This is a genomic window from Rahnella sp. EDr1-12, assembly GCF_049206505.1.
Lineage (GTDB): Bacteria > Pseudomonadota > Gammaproteobacteria > Enterobacterales > Enterobacteriaceae > Rahnella > Rahnella rivi.
Genome location: NZ_JBLZNY010000004.1, coordinates 289,055 through 309,215, shown reverse-complemented (window position 1 = coordinate 309,215; position 20,161 = coordinate 289,055). Strand labels below are relative to the sequence as shown.

Annotated in this window: 19 protein-coding genes; 13 read left to right on the top strand and 6 right to left on the bottom strand. The window is 53.5% G+C overall.

The features are described 5' to 3' along the window. Window positions 1-3 precede the first annotated feature (3 nt). From glyS to ACO0U8_RS18050, 8 genes are all read left to right on the top strand, one after another. Window positions 4-2,073 (top strand): glycine--tRNA ligase subunit beta, encoded by a 2,070-nt coding sequence (gene glyS, locus ACO0U8_RS18085; RefSeq protein WP_421671382.1) that lies wholly within the window; start codon window positions 4-6, stop codon window positions 2,071-2,073. 398 nt (window positions 2,074-2,471) lie between these two features. Further along, window positions 2,472-3,194, top strand: coding sequence for a DUF3053 domain-containing protein (locus ACO0U8_RS18080; protein ID WP_056775880.1), 723 nt, complete (start codon window positions 2,472-2,474; stop codon window positions 3,192-3,194). A gap of 326 nt (window positions 3,195-3,520) precedes the next feature. Further along, complete coding sequence (gene cmtB / locus ACO0U8_RS18075; protein WP_421671381.1) at window positions 3,521-3,967, top strand: PTS mannitol transporter subunit IIA; 447 nt, start codon at window positions 3,521-3,523, stop codon at window positions 3,965-3,967. A 30-nt stretch (window positions 3,968-3,997) separates the two neighbouring features. Beyond that, window positions 3,998-5,401 carry a PTS mannitol transporter subunit IICB gene (locus tag ACO0U8_RS18070; protein ID WP_421671380.1) on the top strand — a complete coding sequence of 468 codons (1,404 nt, stop codon included), beginning with the start codon at window positions 3,998-4,000 and terminating at the stop codon, window positions 5,399-5,401. Continuing rightward, window positions 5,398-6,666, top strand: coding sequence for a zinc-binding dehydrogenase (locus ACO0U8_RS18065; RefSeq protein ID WP_421671379.1), 1,269 nt, complete (start codon window positions 5,398-5,400; stop codon window positions 6,664-6,666). Before ACO0U8_RS18070 ends, ACO0U8_RS18065 begins: the two co-directional genes overlap by 4 nt. Before the next feature lie 42 nt (window positions 6,667-6,708). Next, window positions 6,709-7,236, top strand: a complete 528-nt coding sequence (locus ACO0U8_RS18060; RefSeq protein WP_122097153.1) for an MltR family transcriptional regulator — start codon at window positions 6,709-6,711, stop codon at window positions 7,234-7,236. Further along, entirely contained in the window at window positions 7,214-7,933 is a 720-nt protein-coding gene (locus ACO0U8_RS18055) for a nucleoside/nucleotide kinase family protein (protein WP_421671378.1), read from the top strand. The genes ACO0U8_RS18060 and ACO0U8_RS18055 overlap by 23 nt, the downstream gene beginning before the upstream one ends. A gap of 86 nt (window positions 7,934-8,019) precedes the next feature. Then, a complete protein-coding gene (locus ACO0U8_RS18050) occupies window positions 8,020-8,814 on the top strand; it encodes a DsbA family protein (protein ID WP_421671377.1) in 795 nt (264 codons plus the stop codon). Window positions 8,815-8,913: 99 nt separating this feature from the next. On the opposite strand, the gene nudI is transcribed toward ACO0U8_RS18050, so the two are convergent. After that, on the bottom strand, window positions 8,914-9,339 hold the full coding sequence (gene nudI / locus ACO0U8_RS18045; protein ID WP_056775869.1) for a nucleoside triphosphatase NudI: 426 nt from the start codon (window positions 9,337-9,339) through the stop codon (window positions 8,914-8,916). 111 nt (window positions 9,340-9,450) lie between these two features. Beyond that, window positions 9,451-9,735: a deoxynucleoside kinase gene (locus ACO0U8_RS18040; RefSeq protein ID WP_421671376.1), complete on the bottom strand. Its 285-nt coding sequence runs from the start codon at window positions 9,733-9,735 to the stop codon at window positions 9,451-9,453. A gap of 501 nt (window positions 9,736-10,236) precedes the next feature. Here ACO0U8_RS18040 and ACO0U8_RS18035 point away from each other — a divergent pair. The 3 genes from ACO0U8_RS18035 (at window position 10,237) to ACO0U8_RS18025 (ending at window position 14,106) form a co-directional block, all read left to right on the top strand. Next, complete coding sequence (locus ACO0U8_RS18035) at window positions 10,237-12,150, top strand: PTS mannitol transporter subunit IICBA (RefSeq protein ID WP_056775864.1); 1,914 nt, start codon at window positions 10,237-10,239, stop codon at window positions 12,148-12,150. A 122-nt stretch (window positions 12,151-12,272) separates the two neighbouring features. Continuing rightward, a complete protein-coding gene (locus ACO0U8_RS18030; protein WP_122097155.1) occupies window positions 12,273-13,421 on the top strand; it encodes a mannitol-1-phosphate 5-dehydrogenase in 1,149 nt (382 codons plus the stop codon). A gap of 136 nt (window positions 13,422-13,557) precedes the next feature. Next, a complete protein-coding gene (locus tag ACO0U8_RS18025; RefSeq protein ID WP_056775860.1) occupies window positions 13,558-14,106 on the top strand; it encodes an MltR family transcriptional regulator in 549 nt (182 codons plus the stop codon). Between the two features lie 5 nt (window positions 14,107-14,111). Here the strand turns inward: ACO0U8_RS18025 and ACO0U8_RS18020 are convergent, their stop codons facing one another. Continuing rightward, complete coding sequence (locus tag ACO0U8_RS18020; protein WP_122097578.1) at window positions 14,112-14,720, bottom strand: LysE family translocator; 609 nt, start codon at window positions 14,718-14,720, stop codon at window positions 14,112-14,114. Window positions 14,721-14,864: 144 nt separating this feature from the next. On the opposite strand from ACO0U8_RS18020, the gene ACO0U8_RS18015 reads away from it, so the two are divergent. Continuing rightward, complete coding sequence (locus tag ACO0U8_RS18015) at window positions 14,865-16,358, top strand: PLP-dependent aminotransferase family protein (protein ID WP_056775858.1); 1,494 nt, start codon at window positions 14,865-14,867, stop codon at window positions 16,356-16,358. On the opposite strand, the gene ACO0U8_RS18010 is transcribed toward ACO0U8_RS18015, so the two are convergent. Continuing rightward, window positions 16,327-16,749 (bottom strand): hypothetical protein, encoded by a 423-nt coding sequence (locus ACO0U8_RS18010; protein WP_390973700.1) that lies wholly within the window; start codon window positions 16,747-16,749, stop codon window positions 16,327-16,329. The two genes, ACO0U8_RS18015 and ACO0U8_RS18010, sit on opposite strands and share 32 nt — an antisense overlap. Before the next feature lie 165 nt (window positions 16,750-16,914). On the opposite strand from ACO0U8_RS18010, the gene ACO0U8_RS18005 reads away from it, so the two are divergent. Continuing rightward, entirely contained in the window at window positions 16,915-17,274 is a 360-nt protein-coding gene (locus ACO0U8_RS18005) for a YibL family ribosome-associated protein (RefSeq protein ID WP_056775854.1), read from the top strand. A gap of 43 nt (window positions 17,275-17,317) precedes the next feature. Here the strand turns inward: ACO0U8_RS18005 and yiiM are convergent, their stop codons facing one another. Both yiiM and ACO0U8_RS17995 read right to left on the bottom strand, forming a co-directional pair. Continuing rightward, window positions 17,318-17,998 carry a 6-hydroxyaminopurine reductase gene (gene yiiM, locus ACO0U8_RS18000; RefSeq protein ID WP_056775851.1) on the bottom strand — a complete coding sequence of 227 codons (681 nt, stop codon included), beginning with the start codon at window positions 17,996-17,998 and terminating at the stop codon, window positions 17,318-17,320. A gap of 115 nt (window positions 17,999-18,113) precedes the next feature. Beyond that, a complete protein-coding gene (locus tag ACO0U8_RS17995; RefSeq protein ID WP_421671375.1) occupies window positions 18,114-20,057 on the bottom strand; it encodes a methyl-accepting chemotaxis protein in 1,944 nt (647 codons plus the stop codon). Window positions 20,058-20,161: the final 104 nt, after the last annotated feature.

Sequence of the window (20,161 nt, the reverse complement as noted above, 5' to 3'; positions counted from 1 at the left end):
TCCATGACTGAAAAAACATTTCTGGTGGAAATCGGCACGGAAGAACTGCCACCGAAGGCTCTGCGCAGCCTTGCTGAATCTTTTGCAGCCAACCTGACTGCGGAGCTGGATGCGGCGAATCTGCCACACGGCGACGTAAAATGGTTTGCCGCGCCGCGCCGTCTGGCGCTGAAAGTCTCCGGTCTGCATGAATCTCAGGCTGACCGCGAAGTTGAAAAACGCGGCCCGGCTGTGGCGCAGGCGTTTGATGCCGAAGGCAAACCGAGCAAAGCCGCTGAAGGCTGGGCTCGCGGTTGCGGTATCACCGTTGATCAGGCCGATCGTCTGGTCACCGACAAAGGTGAATGGCTGGTGTACCGTGCGCACGTCAAAGGCGAAAGCGCGCAACAGCTGCTGCCTGCGATGATCGCAACGTCACTGTCCAAACTGCCTATTCCTAAGCTGATGCGCTGGGGCGATTCCGACGTGCAGTTTGTGCGTCCGGTTCACACCGTGACTCTGCTGTTAGGCGATGAACTGATCCCGGCGAAAATCCTCGGTATCGATTCTGCCCGCACGATCCGCGGTCACCGCTTCATGGGCGAACCTGAATTCACCCTCGACAACGCCGATCAGTATCCGCAAATTCTGCTGGAACGCGGCAAAGTCATTGCTGATTACGAACAGCGTAAAGCGCTGATCAAACAGGATGCGGAGAAAGCGGCGAAAGAGATTGGCGGCATCGCCGATCTGAGCGAAAGCCTGCTGGAAGAAGTGGCGTCTCTGGTGGAATGGCCGGTGGTGCTGACCGCGAAATTCGAAGAGAAATTCCTGGCGGTACCGGCTGAAGCGCTGGTTTACACCATGAAAGGCGACCAGAAGTATTTCCCGGTGTACGACGCTGCGGGCAAACTTCTGCCGAACTTCATCTTTGTGGCCAACATCGAATCGAAAGATCCGCAGCAAATCATTTCCGGTAACGAGAAAGTGGTGCGTCCGCGTCTGGCCGATGCCGAATTCTTCTTCAATACCGACCGCAAAAAACGTCTCGAAGATAACCTGCCGCGTCTGGAAACCGTATTGTTCCAGAAACAGCTGGGTACGCTGCGTGACAAAACCGACCGTATTCAGGCGCTGTCTGGCTGGATCGCCGATAAAATCGGTGCCAACGTTGAGAACGCCAAACGCGCGGGCCTGCTTTCAAAATGCGACCTGATGACCAACATGGTCTTCGAATTCACCGACACGCAGGGCGTGATGGGCATGCACTATGCGCGTCACGACGGCGAGCAGGAAGAAGTCGCGGTTGCGCTGAACGAACATTATCAGCCACGCTTTGCGGGCGACGAGTTGCCGGCTTCGCTGGTGGCCTGTGCCCTGGCTATCGCAGACAAGATGGACACCCTGGCCGGTATTTTCGGCATCGGTCAGCATCCTAAAGGCGACAAAGACCCGTTTGCACTGCGTCGTGCAGCGCTCGGTGTTCTGCGTATCATCGTTGAGAAAAACCTGTCACTCGATCTGCAAACCCTGACCGAAGAAGCGGTGCGCCTGTACGGCGACAAGCTGACTAACGCCAAGGTTGTCGATGAAGTGGTTGATTTCATGCTCGGTCGTTTCCGTGCGTGGTATCAGGAAGAAGGTCACGCGGTCGATACCATTCAGGCTGTGCTGGCACGTCGTCCGACCAAACCGGCAGATTTCGATGCCCGTGTGAAAGCCGTGAGTTACTTCCGTACGCTGGACGAAGCGGCAACGCTGGCTGCGGCCAACAAACGCGTATCCAACATTCTGGCGAAATCCACCGACGTTCTGCTGGATCACGTTCACGCGTCCGTGCTGAAAGAACCTGCTGAGCTGAAACTGGCGACGCATCTGGTGGTGCTGCGCGACAAGCTGGAACCACTGTTTGCTGCTGGTCAGTACAAAGAAGCGCTGGTGGAACTGGCTGCGCTGCGCGAAACCGTCGATACGTTCTTTGACACCGTCATGGTGATGGATGAGAACGAAGCAGTGCGTATCAACCGTCTGACATTGCTGTCTAAACTGCGGGAGTTGTTCCTGCAGGTCGCAGATATTTCGCTGCTTCAGTAAGACGGTGATTTTGTAAGTTAAGGTTGCGGGCGTCGGCCCACACCGACCAGAGGGAGAATAAACGTTCTCCCTCTGGACTCCACACTCTTTTCACTGCGCGCTACGCGATACCCTCATTTCAGGTGTCGGGCCTCACGTCCTGAACCCTTCATCCGGTGCCATTTTTAAGCACGCCAATCCACACCTTTTAAAAATAAAACCATTCTGCTTGGGAATTAAAAAGCCCCCGGCGTTGCTCCTGACCTTGAACTTCAACGTTAAGTTGAATTTAACGTTTTTACAGGCTTTTTTAAAAAGCGTTCTCCCCCCAATTGTTCTATCCTATAACCCGCATGGAATGCACAGCATCGGCAGGGAACTGGCCGGAAGAAGAACATTGAAATCAGGAGTCAGGACTCATGGCTGTAGGGATCAGAAGCGGTGCATTTTCTCGCTGGCTGGCGCCGTTTATCGCACTGCTGGTCGTTTTCCAGCTCACGGCATGTGGCGATAAAGAACCGGAACAACGCAAAGCCTTTATCGATTATTTGCAAAATACCGTGATGCGCAGCGGGCAAAACCTGCCATCGCTGAGCGAAGATCAGAAACAACGTTTTGGTAATTACGCGAATGACTACGGCATTATTTTGTCATTCTCCCGTCAGATGAAAGGCGCTGTCGATGGCAGCTTCGTGCCAGTGGTCAACGCAATCGGTCAGGTGCGCACACCGCAGGATTACATGACGCAACGCGGTGCGCTGCAACAGGCGGCCGGTACGCTGAGCCTGCTCAATGCACAGCTGCGTGACTCGAAAGTGAAAGCCGATACCGCGATGGCTGCACTGAAACAGCCGGACGATCTGAAAGCGGTTTACAGCCAGGTGTACAGCACCGTAGTGACGCAACCCGCTAACGTGCTGACCCCGCTGGTGCCTGCGCTGCAAAGCTTCACGCAGGATATCGTCTCTGTCGGTGATTACCTGCAACAGCAGGGCGCTCAGGTGGCATTCGCCAACGGCGGCGTGCAGTTCCCGACGCAGCAGCAGGCGACGCAGTACAACACCATGATGTCGAATCTGGTGGGCAAACAGCAGACATTGCTTGAGGCGCAGAAAGTCGCGCAGGGCGATTTCAGCCGCTAAGCCGGTTAAAAACGATTTATGTTAAGCCACGCGATGTCTGCGTGGCTTTTTTATTATCTGAAGCGAATGCAATCAGGTGAATCAGATCTCCATCACAAATTAACACAATAATATAAAAATGAATTCTGTGGATTCATCCACAATTAGCCTGTTGCGTTAAATCCTTATTTATGAAAATGACGTTATTCGTGTGATCTTGGTTGGATTTTATTATCGCCATGACAGTTTTTATAATGTCGGTCACAAATCCTTGCCGGTTTGATTAAATCCATTTCAAAGAATATGCTCATGAAAGTGAATTATCATCGATAAAATAAGGATGAGTTATGTCGTCATTAATGGCTTTTTTCGAACGTGAAAGTATTGCGATATATTCCTCCGCTGAAAACTGGTCTGAGGCGATAGATTTATCGATGGGAAATCTTCTGCAAAGAAAATATATTACGCCGGACTATATTCAGGCGATTAAAGAGACTACCCGTGAAATCGGCCCTTATTATTTGCTTGCCCCCGGCATTGCTATGCCCCATGCAAGGCCGGAGTGCGGTGCGCTAGGTACGGCGCTGAGCCTGACGTTGCTGCGCGAAGGCGTCAGCTTTGATGCTGAAAGCCCGCCGGTTCGCTTGCTTATCGGATTAGCCGCGAAAGATTCTGATTCACATATTGAGGCAATTCAGGCGTTAAGTGAAATGCTTTGCGAAGATGAAGTTATTGATGAATTACTCAATGCAAATAATTCAGAGGAATTAATTAATATCATTCAGCGTTATTAGTTTTATCCTAACATCACACAGGATTTTAATATGGCTAATAAATCTATGCGCGCCAGAGTGCAGGCTTTTGGCGGCTTTCTGACGGCAATGGTTATTCCTAATATAGGCGCATTTATTGCCTGGGGTTTTATTACCGCGTTATTTATACCCACCGGATGGACCCCTGACCCGCACTTCGGTCAGCTTGTCGGCCCGATGATCACCTATTTATTGCCGCTGATGATTGGCTCAACCGGCGGCCATTTAATTGGCGGAAAGCGCGGTGCGGTAATGGGCGGAATCGGCACCATAGGCGTCATTGTCGGGGCCGATATTCCGATGTTCATCGGTGCAATGGTGATGGGGCCGCTGGGGGGATATGTCATCAAAGTCGTCGATAAGGCGCTCGAGAAGCGCATTCCTGCGGGCTTTGAAATGGTCATCAATAATTTCTCCCTCGGCATTCTCGGCATGTTGCTGTGCCTGCTGGCCTATGAAGTGATCGGCCCGGCGGTAATGGCCGCCAATAACGTGGTGAAAGAGGGCATTGAGGCGCTGGTGGCGACCGGTTATCTGCCGCTGCTGTCAGTGATTAATGAACCGGCCAAAGTGCTGTTTCTGAATAATGCGATAGATCAGGGCGTTTACTATCCGCTGGGCATGCAGGACACCGCCGTCGCCGGAAAATCGATTTATTTCATGGTGGCCTCCAATCCCGGCCCCGGTCTGGGCATTTTGCTGGCGTTTTCCCTGTTCGGCAAAGGGCTGAGTAAGAAGTCAGCACCCGGCGCGATGATCATTCATTTCCTCGGTGGCATCCACGAACTGTATTTCCCGTATGTGCTGATGAAACCGCTGATGATTATCGCCATGATTGCGGGCGGCATGACCGGCATTTATGTCTTCGAACTGTTTGGCACGGGGCTGGTGGCGGGGCCAAGCCCTGGCTCTATCTTTGCCTATCTGGCGCTGACGCCGCGCGGGGGCTTTCTGGGAACCTGCGCCGGCGTGCTGGCCGGTACTGTCGTCTCTTTTGTCGTCGCCTCGGCCATCCTGAAACTGGATAAATCGCCTGCGGAAGACACGTTTGCGGATTCTCAGGCTGCCAGTAAAAGGCGTAAAGCTGAAGGTAAAAATGCGGTGCAGCCGGTCACCGGCGATATCCGTCTGATAGCGTTTGTCTGTGATGCGGGAATGGGATCGAGTGCGATGGGCGCGACAACGTTTCGCAAAAAGCTGCAAAAAGCCGGTTATGAAATCGAAGTGAAGCACTACTCCATCGAAAACATTCCGGCCGACGCTGACATTATTGTCACCCATGCCAGCCTCGAAGGCCGTGCGCAGCGGGTGACCGATCAGCCATTGATTCTGATAAAAAACTATCTCGGCGACCCGGCGCTTGATGCGTTGTTTGCCGATATCACTTCCCCGCTTCAGCAAGGAGCAACAGCATGAAAACCAACGTCGCCGCCATTTACGGAAAAAAAGATGTGAGACTGCGTGAGTTTGAATTGCCCGACATCACGGATGACGAATTGCTGGTGAGCGTCGTCTCGGACAGCGTTTGCCTCTCGACGTATAAAGCGGCATTGCTGGGCGGCGAACATAAACGTGTGCCGGAGGATATCGCCGAACATCCGGCCATCACGGGGCACGAATGTGCGGGTGTGATTGTGCAGGTGGGCAAAAATCTCAGAAACCGGTTTGAAGTGGGGAAACGCTTCGTGCTGCAACCGGCGATGGGGCTGCCAAGCGGCTATTCCGCTGGCTACAGCTACGAAACTTTTGGCGGCAATGCGACGTACATGATCATCCCGAAACTGGCTATCGATATGGGCTGTGTTCTGCCGTACGAAAGCCGCTATTTTGCCGCTGCGTCGCTCGCCGAGCCGATGTGCTGCATTATCGGCGCGTATCACGCCAGTTATCACACCACGCAATATGTGTATGAGCATCAGATGGGCATCAAAGCGGGGGGAAATCTGGCGCTGCTGGCGTGCGCGGGGCCGATGGGCATCGGCGCGATTGATTATGCGATCAACGGCGACGTGCGCCCGGCGCGAATTGTGGTGGTGGATATCGACGAGCAACGGCTGGCGCGCGCAGAACAGCTTTTACCTGTGGCGATGGCGGCAGAAAAAGGCATCGAGCTGGTGTATATCAACAGCAAAACGTTGCCAGATCCGGTGGCGGCTTTGCGCCAAATGACCGGCGGCGCAGGCTTTGATGATGTATTTGTGTACGCGGCGGTGGCGGAAGTGATTGAACTGGGGGATGCGCTGCTGGGCGAAGACGGTTGCCTGAACTTCTTTGCCGGGCCGACCGACAAAAACTTCAGCGTTCCCTTCAATTTCTACAACGTTCACTACGGTTCGACGCATATTGTCGGCACGTCCGGCGGCTCGACCGGCGATATGGAAGAGGCGCTGGCGCTGACGGCGGCCGGTCGTATTCAGCCATCCTATATGATCACGCATATCGGCGGTCTGGATGCCGTTCCCGACACGGTGCTCAATCTGCCGCATATTCCTGGCGGTAAAAAGCTTATTTATAACGGCATTTCCCTGCCGCTGACCGCCATTGACGATTTTGCAGAATTAGGCAAAACCGATCCGCTGTTTGCCCGGCTGGCGCAGGAGGTCGCACCGACGCACGGCGTCTGGAATGAACAGGCGGAACGCGTACTGCTCAGCCACTTTGGTGTTTCCACCGGGCTGTAATATCATCGATTCTCCTCATTAAAAACGATGGTTAAGGGAAGGATGACTGGATTAACTGAAGATCAGGTGCTGGAGACGCTTTCCGCCCGGACGAACCTCAATGATTTTCTGAATGCCGCGAACGCTATTTTACTCAGCGGCATTAAACAGTTCCTTCCTCATCTCTTCATCAATAATGACGAGGATATTCGCGAATTTGCCGTCAGGCCGTTGCTCGCCAAATCAGGCCCGCTCGACAGCATAGATGTTTCCCTGCGGCTGATTTATGCCCTGGGGAAAATCAAAAAATCCGTCTATGCCGATATTTTGCTGTTTTCTCAACTGGATGAGCATCTCAACGCGCAGGCGGGGATCGTCGAATTTCATGACGACACCGCGTATGAATTCGTTAAAAACTTACGTTGCGTAACGGATAACCCGCTGATGTTTCAGTCGATTGAGAAAATGAAATATGCCGGTTTTGAGATCTTCAATACTGCGCGCTATGGCGGTCTGGTGAAAACGGCGTTGTCGCTGGCCGTGACGGATTTACTCAAGGAACTGACCTATGAACGTGACGCTGACCATTAACGGGCTGATCACGCAGGCGTTTTTCCCACAGCACGATATCGGGCAGTTACATCTTCCCCTTTTACAGCGTTTTTCCGCGCAACAACGTCAGTTACATCGCCCGCTGATTGTGTTTCTGGTGGCTCCGCCCGGAACCGGTAAATCGACGCTTTCGGCGTTCTGGCAAACGCTTTCCACGGAGACGGCAGGATTAGTGCCGGTCCAGACCTTGCCGATGGACGGTTTCCATCGCCGCAATGCCTGGCTGGACGCGCATCAATTACGTCAGAAAAAAGGCGCCGCAGAGACATTTGATGTGGATAAATTGCGCGATGCCCTGATCGACTTACGCACGCCGGGCAGTCGCTGGCCGGAGTACAGCCGGACGCTTCATGAACCGGTCGAAGACGCGATTCATGTCACCGCGCCGGTGCTGATTGTGGAAGGAAACTGGCTGTTGCTCAAAGATGAAGGCTGGCGGGAACTGGCCTCATATTGCGATCTGAGTATTTTTATTCATGCCAGCCCGGACGACCTTCGCGGGCGGCTGATCGACCGTAAAATTCGGGGCGGCCTTACGCCGCAGCAGGCCGGTGATTTTTATGCTGCCACTGACGGGCCGAATGTGACGCGGGTGCTGGAAGACAGCAGGCGGGCGGACATCATGCTGGAGATGACGTCAGACGGCAGCTATCACGTGCAGGTTTATAAAAAATGACAATTTTTAGCCTGCAAAGCCGGTGGAATTCCTCTACTTTTGAAGGCAACTGTCCCTTTTTCCCGTATTCACTTTAAGGATGTTTAATGAAACGTCAGACGATGACTTTGCTGGCTTCCCTGATACTGGCTCCGACGCTGGCAACGGCTGCCGACAGCGCAACCGCCGATTTCACCCCTGCACAGCAGGCTGCTATTGGTAAAATTGCAGCGGATTACCTGCTGCAACACCCGGAAATTCTGGTGCAGGTCAGCCAGAAGCTTCAGGCGCAGCAGGCCGATCAGCAGCAGGAACAAACCCTGAGCGCGGTGCTGGCAAACGCCAAAACCCTGACCAGCGATCCGGCGACGCCAAGCTATGGCCCGAAAGACGCGAAAGTCGCGTTTGTCGAATTCTTCGATTATCAGTGCCTGTACTGTAGCCGTATGGCACCGGTGGTTGAACAGACCGTGAAAGCGAACCCGAATGTGCGTTTCGTCTTCAAAGAGTGGCCAATCTTCGGTGACCGCTGGAAACCTTCCATCACCGCCGCTGAAACCGGTATGGCCGTGTGGAAAGAGAAGGGCGCGCGGGCGTATTTCGATTATCACAACAGCATTTACCGCACCGGTCATGATGAAGGCAAACTGACCGATGCGGATATCGCAGGCGCAGTGAAAGCGGCAAAAGCCACACTGCCGACCGAGGCACAACGTAAAGCCACGCACGAAGCCATCGCCGCTAACGACGAACTGGCCCGTACGCTGGGCTTCAGCGGCACGCCAGGTTTTGTCGTGATGCCAGTCAGCGGTGCCACCGCAGAAAACACCACCGTGCTGCCAGGCGCTGTATCTGCCGACGATTTACAGGCAGCCATTGTGAAGGCGCAGGGCGGGAAGTAAGACATTAACCCCGGCGTCGCAAGGCGTCGGGTTTTCCCGCACTGACATTAATTAAAAAATGAACGGCTACTTCTGGCTATAACCCCGAAAGGCACCTCTTTAAATGATGCCTTTTTGGGTAAAAGTGACCCGGGTCGCCTCATTTAAATCCATATCTTTCATTAATTCAGGAAGTACCCAGATGACTTCCTGAAATTCTTCGTTGAACGTAATATTACGATTTCCACTTACACAGTCGAATATAAGATAAATCATGTAAATTTCTTCGGTCGTGCCATCGGGGTAAGTTTTTATTCGGGTATCATCACGAAAAGCCCATGGCTTAATGTCAGTGATAATAAGTTCTTCTCCTAACTCTTCCATGATTTCGCGCCTGAGAGCGAGTTCAATGGTTTCGTCAGGTTCTAGCCCTCCGCCAGGCAGAGCCCATTGCCCAGGAAAAACCCCGCGATCATTGGCCATTTTACAAAGTAGAAACTCTCCTTCATTTTGTATTACAGGGCACACAATTATTCTCTGGCGCATTATTTCTCCTTAATAACATTGCTTTTTGAAAAACTTTATCAGAAAAGATGTCTGTTTCATCAGGAAATTCTTCTGGCCGGACTCCATGTATTTCGTCGTTATGGAGATAAATCAGTGAATATTCCACGGGGTAATATATGCCTCATATTGTGTTTTGCTGATACATTCAGCCTTAAACATAAAATTAATAAAGATGTAATCCTCAAGGTGGGAGCGTTCCATTACCAGATTGAATCCCTTATCCACCCATGACTTTATAATTAGCGCGCGCTGTATCATGAAATTAAGCTGGATAAGATAACCATAGTTTGCCGTATCATCGAAAAGATAAGGAAGGAGAGAATGGTGAACGCTTTTTTCGTCTATAGCGATTGTATGCGAATCTTCCTTAAACAAACACGCAGATAACCTCTTCAGAAAGGTGCTTTTCCCTACTCCCCCCCCTGTAATTTTCTTTCAACACCCCTCCCGTAAACTCATTTCTGCGCGGTTCGGACACGTCTGAATGCTTTTTAAGCGAAATACACAAGTTCGTCGAAAAATACTTTGTGACGAATATCACGTTTTAATGATAAAGACTCGTTAAAAAATGGTGACTCAAGTCACATTTTTAGCGGTGGCAAGCTTAAATTATCGCCACTGTAGCCGGGTTACAGGGTGTTTTTGTGATGGCGATCACCAAAAGGCAGGGGGTGGTGAGGGTATACGTGTGATCTGCGTCACGGGATGTCGGGTGGGTACGCGGGGCCTATAATCACGTGGTAGAGTCCGCCTCGCAGACAGCAATTCGACGGACGGATTTTTAAAGCAGTGGCACAAAAACCGAATTAACCGTCACCGATAATTAACTGATATCACGCGCTCTATTGTCAGCGCGTATCAATAGGGGTGCGTTTTATGTTTTCACCAGACGTTAAGATCAAAGTTCAAAACTTTGGTCGCTTCCTGAGTAACATGGTAATGCCCAACATCGGCGCGTTTATCGCCTGGGGTATCATTACGGCTCTGTTCATTCCAACCGGCTGGATCCCAAATGAGACGCTAGCGAAACTGGTTGGCCCGATGATCACTTATCTCCTGCCACTGCTCATCGGTTACACCGGTGGTCGTCTGGTCGGCGGTGATCGCGGTGGTGTGGTCGGTGCAATCACCGTGATGGGTGTGATCGTCGGTGCGGATATGCCGATGTTCCTCGGTGCGATGATTGGTGGCCCGCTGGGCGGCTGGTGTATCAAACGCTTTGACCGTTGGGTTGACGGTAAAATCAAAAGCGGCTTCGAGATGCTGGTTAACAACTTCTCAGCCGGTATTATCGGTATGCTGCTGGCAATCCTCGCCTTCCTGGCGATCGGTCCGCTGGTAGAAGCGCTGTCTAAAGTGCTGGCTGCCGGCGTGCACATCATGGTTATTCATAACCTGTTGCCACTGGCCTCTATCTTTGTTGAACCGGCGAAAATTCTGTTCCTCAACAACGCCATCAACCACGGTATCTTCTCTCCGCTGGGTATCCAGCAGGCGACTGAAACCGGTAAATCTATCTTCTTCCTGATCGAAGCGAACCCAGGTCCGGGTATGGGCGTCCTGATGGCGTACATGTTCTTCGGTCGTGGCAGCGCGAAGCAATCTGCTGGCGGCGCGGCAATCATCCACTTCCTGGGTGGTATCCACGAAATTTATTTCCCATACGTTCTGATGAATCCACGTCTGCTGCTGGCGGTTATCCTGGGTGGTATGACTGGCGTGTTCACCCTGACGCTGCTGAACGGCGGTCTTGTTTCTCCGGCATCTCCGGGTTCTATCCTGGCGGTTCTGGCGATGACGCCAAAAGGCGCGTACTTCGCTAACATCGCGGCTATCGTGGCAGCCTTTGCGGTATCCTTCGTGGTTTCTGCGCTGCTGCTGAAAACCACCAAAGCGAAAGACGGTGACGATCTGGACGAAGCAACCCGTCGCATGCAGGACATGAAAGCCGAATCTAAAGGCGGCAAACCTTCAGCGACTGGCGTAGCGGGCGACCTGTCTACCGTACGTAAAATCATCGTAGCCTGTGACGCCGGTATGGGTTCAAGCGCAATGGGTGCCGGTGTGCTGCGCAAAAAAGTGCAGGATGCGGGGCTGACCAATATCAGCGTCACCAACAGCGCCATCAACAATTTACCTGATGACGTGGATCTGGTGATTACCCACCGTGACCTGACTGAACGCGCTATGCGTCAGGTGCCGCACGCTCAGCACATTTCGCTGACCAACTTCCTCGACAGCGGCCTGTACACTGATCTGACTTCCCGTCTGGTGGAAGTGAACAAAGCCAGCCAGTACAAAGAGAAAGTGACCACCACGCTCGGCGACAGCATCGTGGCTGACCATGACAACGAAAACCTGTTCCGCATGAGCGAAAGCAACATCTTCCTCGGCCTGCAGGCGACCACAAAAGAAGAAGCGATTCGCTTTGCCGGTGAGCAACTGGTGAAAGGCGGGTATGTTCAGGCAGAATATGTTGAAGCGATGCTGGCCCGTGAGCAGCTGACCTCCACGTATCTGGGCGAATCTATCGCGGTACCACACGGCACCATCGAAGCGAAAGATCGCGTACTGAAAACCGGCATCGTGTTCTGCCAGTATCCGGCGGGTATCCGCTGGGGCGATGATGAAGATGATGCCGCGCGTCTGGTTATCGGTATCGCCGCACGCAATAATGAGCACATCAACGTGATCACCAAACTGACCACTGCGCTCGACGAAGATGGCGTCATCGACCGTCTGGCAAACACCACCAGCGTTGACGAAGTGCTGAGCATTCTGCGCGGTTAAGCCTTAAGTATAAGCAGTCACAGAGCGTCACTCAGCGGGTCTTACGAGACCCGCTTGTTGATTCGGAGCCGGGCGGCTCCCCAGCTTTACCTACTTATAGCCCCCGATTTGAAGGAAATATTATGAAAGCACTACATTTTGGCGCAGGTAACATTGGCCGCGGTTTTATCGGTAAATTGCTGGCAGATGCCGGTATCGAACTGACTTTTGCCGATGTCAGCCCCGTGCTGCTGGACGCGCTGAACAGCCGTAAAGGTTATGACGTACACGTGGTCGGCGAACAGGCCACCGTTGAGACGGTCAGCAACGTCAGCGCAGTCAACAGCGCCGGCCAGGAAGCGATTAATCTGATCGCTGAAGTTGATCTGATGACCACCGCCGTCGGCCCGACCGTGCTGGAAAAAATCGCGCCAAACGTCGCCAAAGGTCTGGTGCTGCGTCACCAGCAGGGCAACGAAAAGCCGCTGAACATCATCGCCTGTGAAAACATGGTGCGCGGTACCAGCCAGTTCAAACAGCACGTCTTCAATGCGTTGCCGGAAGAAGAAAAAGCCTGGGTGGAAGCGCATATCGGCTTTGTCGATTCCGCTGTAGACCGCATCGTTCCGCCAGCCGCAGCCGGCACCACCGATCCGCTGGAAGTGACGGTGGAAACCTTCAGCGAATGGATTGTCGATAAAACCCAGTTCAAAGGTGCATTGCCGGACATCGGCGGTATGGAACTGACCGACAACCTGATGGCGTTCGTCGAACGTAAATTGTTCACGCTTAACACCGGGCATGCCATCACCGCATACCTCGGTCAGCAGGCAGGCCATGCGACGATTCGTGATGCCATTCTGGATGAGAAAGTGCGTCTGATTGTGCGCGGTGCAATGGAAGAAAGCGGTGAAGTGCTGATCCGCCGTTACGGTTTTGACCCGGAAAAACACTTCGCTTACATCGAAAAAATTCTGACTCGTTTTGAAAATCCGTATCTGCACGATGACGTGGAGCGCGTTGGCCGTCAGCCACTGCGTAAACTGAGCGCGGGCGATCGTCTGATCAAACCGTTGCTGGGCACGCAGGAATATCGCCTGCCACACAATAACCTGGTTATCGGGATTGCCGCTGCGATGCGTTACCGCAGCGAGCAGGATCCGCAGGCGAAAGAGCTGACCGAATTGCTGGAGAAAGTGGGGCCGAAAGCTGCCCTTGCTCAGATTTCCGGGCTGCCGGAAGAGGGCGAAGTGGTCGCCGAAGCAGTAAAAATCTACGAATCCATGCACTAATACTGCGTTCGTTTTGATTTCGCCAATACCAGGCAAAGAAAGCCCTGTCGGGCAGGCAGTGACTGCCCGACACGTGCGTTTCAGGGATGACGCCAAGGGCGTTAAAAGTATCCGTTCTTTATCGCAAGAAAGCCCAATGGAAAAAGCTCAGGCATTTGAAAACCGTGTTCTTGAGAAGCTCAATGCGGGTAAAACCGTACGCAGCTTTTTGATGACCTCCGTAGAATTGCTGGCCGAAGCGCTGGATATTCTGGTGGTGCAGGTTTTCCGTAAGGACGATTACGCGGTGAAATACGCCGTTGAACCCCTGCTGACCGGCACCGGCCCGCTGGGCGATCTCTCCGTGCGTCTTAAACTGATTTACGCGCTGGGGGTGATCAGCCGTCATGAGTATGAAGATGCGGAATTACTGATGGCGCTGCGTGAAGAGCTGAATTACGACGGCGAAGAGTACCGTTTTACCGATGATGAAATACTCGGTCCGTTTGGGGAATTGCACTGTGTGACGGAACTGCCGCCCGCCCCCACGTTCCTGAAACCGGGCGAAGCCGACGAATCGCTGATCGCCATGCAACGCCAGCGTTACCAGCAAATCGTCCGCTCAACCATGGTGCTTTCTGTCACCGGGCTTATCGCCCATATCAGTAATCAGCAGCCCTCAAGACTTTCGCCCGTTCAGAAGTAATTTCCTCAGATCATGGCATGGCGCACTTCGCCCACCAGCAACCACAGCGCGGTTAAGGCCATCATGCCGCCCATGATCGTATTGAACATTTTCAGTTTCCATTCCACACGTAACGCCTGACGTAACCTGTCACCCATCACCACCCACACCAGAATGCACGGCAGATTGATCAGCGCGAAGCCGACACAAATCAGCAGCGTATGATGCAGCATATTGCCGTCCGGCGGCGTGAACAGAATCGCCACGTTGGTTGCCATCAGCCAGGCCTTCGGGTTCACCGCCTGAAATAACGCGCCGCTGAGCAGGTTCATCGGCTGTTGTTTTTCGCCTTCTTTTGGCGAACCTGAACGGTAAATTTTCCACGACAGCCAGAAAAGATAGGCGCAACCCACGGCCGCCATCGGCAGGCGTACCGCGTTCATCCAGCTGAGTAAGATCGCCAGCATGGAGGTCATCAGCGCGCACTGCACCACGCAGCCCAGCGTGATACCGACCATCATGGGCACACTGCGACGCAGCCCGAAATTCACCCCGGAGGCCGCCAGCAACAGATTGTTCGGGCCGGGCGTAATAGACATCACGGTGACGTAACTGACAAAAGCGGTATCGATCATTTTATGTTCCTGCATCCCCTGTTTTCCAGATAACCAGAGTAAACAGTGAACAGCAAAGGTAACAGAGCCAGAAATACGCTATTGTCAGGGTTACAGATTGCGTAAATACACACTGTGCCCATCACTTTTCACGGAACTGACACCATGACTGACACCGCGGATTTCAGCGACACCCGTTACAACCAGCTGGCGGAACAACTGGCGGACGCCATCCGCCGTGGCACGCTCGCACCGGGCAGCCGTTTGCCTTCCGTGCGGCGCAGCGCGCAAACCTGGTCGGTCAGCATCAATACGGTGGTTGCGGCGTACCGGCGGCTGGAAGATCGCGGGTTTATCGAGGCGAGGCCGCAGTCCGGATTCTATGTTCGCGCCGCGTTGCCGGGGCTGAACCCTGCGCCGCACGTACAGCCGCAGACGCCTGCCGCCGAACCGGCAGATGAAGTGCTGGATTTGATCGACAAAGTGTTCGCCGCGCAAATTGACCCGACGTACACCAATCTTTCGCTGGCCTGCCCGCAATCCAATGACTTTTATCCTGGCGGAAAACTGGGGCGCATTATGTCGTCTTTGCTGCGCCGTCAGCCCAATCTGATCGGCCAATATGCGCTGCCGCCGGGGCATCCGCCGCTGCGACAGCAAATTGCCCGCCGTGCGCTGACGCTGGGTATGATATTAGAACCGACCGACATCACCATTACCCACGGCTGTATGGAAGCGTTACAGCTGGCGCTGCGCGTCACCACCAAGCCGGGCGACAGCGTGGGGCTGGAAACGCCGACCTATTTTTATCTGCTGCCGTTGCTTGCCAGCCTCGGGCTGAAAGCGGTGGAAATCCCGACCGATCCGCAAACGGGCCTTTCGCTGGATGTCCTCGACATGCTGCTCACCGAAAAGCGCCTGAACGCGGTGATCGCCATGCCGACGGCGCAAAATCCGCTGGGCTTTACCATGCCGCTCGCCGCGAAAAAACGGCTGGCGCGGATGATGAACGATCATCAGGTACCATTGATAGAAGACGGGTTATACGCGGAAATTCAGTTCGGCGCGACGCTCTCTCCGGCGGTGAAATCCTTTGATCGCGATGGCTGGATCCTGTTCTGCACCAGTTTTACGAAAACCCTGGCGCCGGATTTTCGTATCGGCTGGATGGAAGGCGGGCGTTTTGCCGCGAAGCTGCATAAGCTGAAAGCGGTGTCGTCGATGGCTGAATCTGCGCTGCTCTCGCAAACGCTGACGGCATTTCTCGAATCCGGCGGTTACGACCATCACCTGCGCGCCTTACGCCGGCGCTATGCCTCACAGGTCGAGCAGGCACGCGCGCTGATTGCTCAGCATTTCCCACAGGGAACGCGTGCGACGCAACCGTCGGGCGGTTTTGTTATTTGGGTGGATTTCCCGCCTGGCGTGAATTGCGTAACCTTATTCCGCCAATTGCTGGAAGATAAAATCTGCATGACGCCGGGGCAACTCTATTCGCCGAGCGGGCGTTATATCAACGGCCTGCGGTTATCCTGCTGCTATGTCTTCGACACACGTTATATTTCGGCGATGATCCGCATTGGTCAGCGCGCCTGTGAGATGTGCGGTTTGCCGCCGGGGCTGGAAGTCACAGGAACGGATTCATTCCCTGATAAATAATATTAATTTTTGAAAAACTGATGTTTCCGGGATGGATCAGTTCTTCAACGCTGCTTCCGGCAGAAACAGGATGTCCGGTTAAATGGGGATCGCTGTTGAAGGTAAAGAGGAAGCAGAACTTAGCGCTGTCGCGGTATTTAGCTTCGCCGAGAAACAGTTGCTGAAACGCTTTCTCGGCATTGAAGGCATGTATGCTACGCACAAGATAGATACCCGGTTTGGCCGCGACGCCGCGACGGTCATAATTTGGCCGGGCCATAAAACAACGGCTGTTGATAATCTGGGGGAAGGTTTGCGCAGACGTGTAATGAATATAAAGCGGTTTTCCATTGAACATGCCGTTGTTTAAATGCATTTCCAGACGGTGATCGCGGCTGAATGTTGGGTTCATGATGTCTCTTTCCATGAGGTAGAATGATGGCGCACACCTTAATCTGATATGCCGATGCAAACATCCTGAAAGTATTAAGAGGAAAATGTATGCCCCACAAATCGAGCATCTCGCGCATCGGGCTGTTACACTTACCCCAATTGTTCACTACACGAATTGGTCACCATGAAAGAAATTGAAAAAGCCGAGATCAAGCGTCTCAGCGACATGCTTGATGCACTGAATCACAAAGACCCGGCCGTTATTCAGCAGGGGAATTCTGAGCTGATTGCCAAACATGAAGAAGAGAAAGAAAAGCTGGCCGCCGAGATTGCGCGTCTGAAAGATGTGCGTGTGAAAAAACTCAGCACCGAAGCGCAGAAACTGGAAAAGCTGTTCAGCCGTGAAATCACCAAGAAAGAACAGGCTGATATGGGCACGCTGAAGAAAACCGTACGCGGTATCGTGGTGGTTCACCCGATGACTGCACTGGGCCGCGAAATGGGCCTGAAAGTCGTGACCGGTTTCGCCAAAAAAGAATTTTAATGTCACGCCAACCCTCCCCCTTCACAGGGGAGGGTGCTATAAATCACTTCCCTTGCGCACCAAACAATCTGCGTCCAAAATCCTCAATCTTGCGATTAATCAGCCGCATTTGCATCGTTTTGCTCCAGCTGGCCGAAATCCCCGCAGCAGACATCAGACGACGATACTGTTCTTCATCGAACGGCATAGAAAATGCGATGGAAATCGCTTCAGCGACCGACACCTCGCTGTTGCGGGTCATCAGTTCCAGAGGCCTGTCGCCACTGACATTTCCGGTCGCCACGACGCGATACAACCAACCGCAGCGGCCGCTGTCTTGCAGTAACGGCGACAGATTTTTGCAGTCGAAAAAATGGTTCAGCTTGTAGCAGGGCGAGCGGGGTTGCGTAACCTGAATCAGCGCGTCGCCCCAGCGAAAAATATCGCCGATAAAGACATTTTCTTCCGTCATGCCCAGCGTGGAAAGGTTCTCGCCGAACGCGGGCGGATGAAAGCGCTCTTCATCCTCGGGAAATTGCTGACGCAGCCAGGCGTAATGCTCGCGGGGAAAGTGGCACAGCGCGCGGTCAGTGCCCCCGTGGTAAGACGTTTCAGCCTGCTGATCGCCTTCCAGACCCAGCGACGTTAATGCCATGCCGCCGTTGACCTGACGTTTGGCAATCGCGCTGGGGGAATAGCCGGGATACTGCTCAATAGCACCAATATAAACGTCGGGATAATGCATAAGGTCTCCGCCACTCATCAGTCGTTGAGCTCAGCATAACCTGCATTAGAGGGTGTGAGTAGGAAGAATCATCCGGCGCGCCGTCGGGGAGACGCACGCCGGATGAAAGGGAATATCAGAACGTTTCCCAGTTTTCCTGGCTGGATTTATTCTGCACTGGCGGTAACGTCGGGCGACGCAGGGTATTGGCGGCAGGTGCGTGCTGCATGTTGCGGTTATCAGCGAGACGGAATACGGATACTGCCTGCGTCAGCGTGGCAGCCTGATCTTCGAGCGAATCGGCGGCGGCAGAGGATTGCTCAACCAGCGCGGCGTTCTGTTGAGTGGTGCTGTCCATCTCGACAATCGCCTGTGATATCTGCGCTATACCCCGGCTTTGCTCGTCAGACGCCGAGGCAATCTCACCCATAATATCGCGCACGTGAGAAACCGATTTCACGATGTCCTGCATGGTGCGGCCGGTGTTTTCCACCAGCTTCGCGCCGGTATTCACACGCTCAACCGACTCAGCAATCAGCCCTTCAATTTCCTTCGCGGCCTGCGCACTGCGTTGTGCCAGCGTACGAACTTCAGAAGCCACGACCGAGAATCCGCGTCCCTGCTCTCCGGCGCGCGCAGCTTCTACTGCGGCGTTCAGCGCAAGAATGTTGGTCTGGAAGGCAATACCGTTGATGACCGACGTAATTTCGGCAATGCGCTTAGAACTGCCGGAAATCTGCTGCATGGTATCGACCACGTCGCTGACCTGTTTGCCGCCGAGCGTGGCGGTCCCGGACGCTTCACTGGCGAGTTTGCTGGCGTGATGGGCGTTATCGGCATTCTGTTTCACCGTTGCGCTCAGCTGTTCCATACTGGCTGCCGTTTCTTCCACGGCGGCTGCCTGTTGTTCCGTACGGGAAGACAAATCGGTATTCCCCGCCGCGATTTCTGCGGCAGCGTGGGAAACCTGCGTCACACCCGAGCGGATCTCATAAATCATGGTGCTGAGATTCTGGCTCATCGCCGAAACCGCATTCATCAGCATACCCAGTTCGTCGCGGCGCGCCGTCGGATGGGCTGCCGTCAAATCGCCCTTGGCAATCAGCTCGGCGGTCTTCAGCGTATCGCGCAGCGGCTGGGTGATCTGGCGGGTAATGCGCCATGCGATCAGAATACCGGCCAGCAGGACGACGAGCGTGATCACCATCATCATCATTTGCGCGCGGCTGATATCGAGGTGCGTGTTCGCCAGTTCATTTTTGAAGATTTTTGCTACCAGCGTATTCATCTCACTGGCTTTGACTGACAGCAACTGCGAGTTCTTCTGCTCATCTTCATACGCGGGCATATAAGCGACGACGTGGCTTTTATAATTCGCCAGCGCACTCATCAGCGGAGCCAGAGTGGCCTGCTGGTTGGGCAGTAACAGGGCATTCAGTTTTTTTGCATTTGCCTGGGTTTCATCAATGGCTTTGAGCAGCGTGGCTTCGGATTCTTTATCCATGTTCAGCAGCAGGCCGCGCACGTAATAACGCACGCTGATAAGCTTCTGAACCACTTCTGCCAGAGACAGACGGATTGACGGATCGGCATCTTCCACGCGAAGCTGATCCTGTAAACGTGTTACCACGGCTTCGGTTTCGGAAAGATTCCAGCTGGCACGCACGGCGTCTTTTCTGTCAACGGCCTGTTTAAAGGCGTTTTGTGCCTGCTGATATTCGCGGATTTTTACCGGTACCTGATCGAGATTTGCCTGGCTGGTGGCGTCCCATTCAAGCTTGCCTTTTGACTGAGCGATCAGCTGTGAAAGTGCGTCGATTTTCTCCTGATTTTGCTGGAGATACGTCGGTTCATATTTCAGCTGATACAGCGTGCGGCTCAGGCGGGCGTCATTCAGCAATGCATTCATCTGATTACTGAAATCCACTTTTTCAGCGCGCTGGCTGATGTCATTTAATTTGACCATGCCCGCCACGGTGATCACGGCGGCGATCACTAACACTAACCCAAACCCCAGACCCAGTTTCGTACCGACTCTGAGATTATTCATCCACTGCGAAAGACCCGTGCCGTTACCCATAATCGTTCTCCGTAAAACATCCCTGCCAAAGTTGGCGGCTTTGTTACGCCTTTGTGAAGAATCTATCGGTAGATTTGGCGGTAAACTTAATAGGATCTGCGATG

Excerpts from the sequence above, each read along its gene's own strand:
- ACO0U8_RS18030 (WP_122097155.1), top strand. The coding sequence starts at position 12,273 with ATGAAAGCACTACATTTTGGCGCAGGTAACATTGGCCGCGGTTTTATC.
- ACO0U8_RS18070 (WP_421671380.1), top strand. The coding sequence starts at position 3,998 with ATGGCTAATAAATCTATGCGCGCCAGAGTGCAGGCTTTTGGCGGCTTT.
- glyS (WP_421671382.1), top strand. The coding sequence starts at position 4 with ATGACTGAAAAAACATTTCTGGTGGAAATCGGCACGGAAGAACTGCCA.
- ACO0U8_RS18025 (WP_056775860.1), top strand. The coding sequence starts at position 13,558 with ATGGAAAAAGCTCAGGCATTTGAAAACCGTGTTCTTGAGAAGCTCAAT.
- yiiM (WP_056775851.1), bottom strand. The coding sequence starts at position 17,998 with ATGCATTATCCCGACGTTTATATTGGTGCTATTGAGCAGTATCCCGGC.
- ACO0U8_RS17995 (WP_421671375.1), bottom strand. The coding sequence starts at position 20,057 with ATGGGTAACGGCACGGGTCTTTCGCAGTGGATGAATAATCTCAGAGTC.
- ACO0U8_RS18065 (WP_421671379.1), top strand. The coding sequence starts at position 5,398 with ATGAAAACCAACGTCGCCGCCATTTACGGAAAAAAAGATGTGAGACTG.
- ACO0U8_RS18005 (WP_056775854.1), top strand. The coding sequence starts at position 16,915 with ATGAAAGAAATTGAAAAAGCCGAGATCAAGCGTCTCAGCGACATGCTT.
- cmtB (WP_421671381.1), top strand. The coding sequence starts at position 3,521 with ATGTCGTCATTAATGGCTTTTTTCGAACGTGAAAGTATTGCGATATAT.
- ACO0U8_RS18080 (WP_056775880.1), top strand. The coding sequence starts at position 2,472 with ATGGCTGTAGGGATCAGAAGCGGTGCATTTTCTCGCTGGCTGGCGCCG.
- ACO0U8_RS18020 (WP_122097578.1), bottom strand. The coding sequence starts at position 14,720 with ATGATCGATACCGCTTTTGTCAGTTACGTCACCGTGATGTCTATTACG.
- ACO0U8_RS18015 (WP_056775858.1), top strand. The coding sequence starts at position 14,865 with ATGACTGACACCGCGGATTTCAGCGACACCCGTTACAACCAGCTGGCG.
- ACO0U8_RS18010 (WP_390973700.1), bottom strand. The coding sequence starts at position 16,749 with ATGAACCCAACATTCAGCCGCGATCACCGTCTGGAAATGCATTTAAAC.
- nudI (WP_056775869.1), bottom strand. The coding sequence starts at position 9,339 with ATGCGCCAGAGAATAATTGTGTGCCCTGTAATACAAAATGAAGGAGAG.
- ACO0U8_RS18035 (WP_056775864.1), top strand. The coding sequence starts at position 10,237 with ATGTTTTCACCAGACGTTAAGATCAAAGTTCAAAACTTTGGTCGCTTC.
- ACO0U8_RS18060 (WP_122097153.1), top strand. The coding sequence starts at position 6,709 with ATGACTGGATTAACTGAAGATCAGGTGCTGGAGACGCTTTCCGCCCGG.
- ACO0U8_RS18055 (WP_421671378.1), top strand. The coding sequence starts at position 7,214 with ATGAACGTGACGCTGACCATTAACGGGCTGATCACGCAGGCGTTTTTC.
- ACO0U8_RS18050 (WP_421671377.1), top strand. The coding sequence starts at position 8,020 with ATGAAACGTCAGACGATGACTTTGCTGGCTTCCCTGATACTGGCTCCG.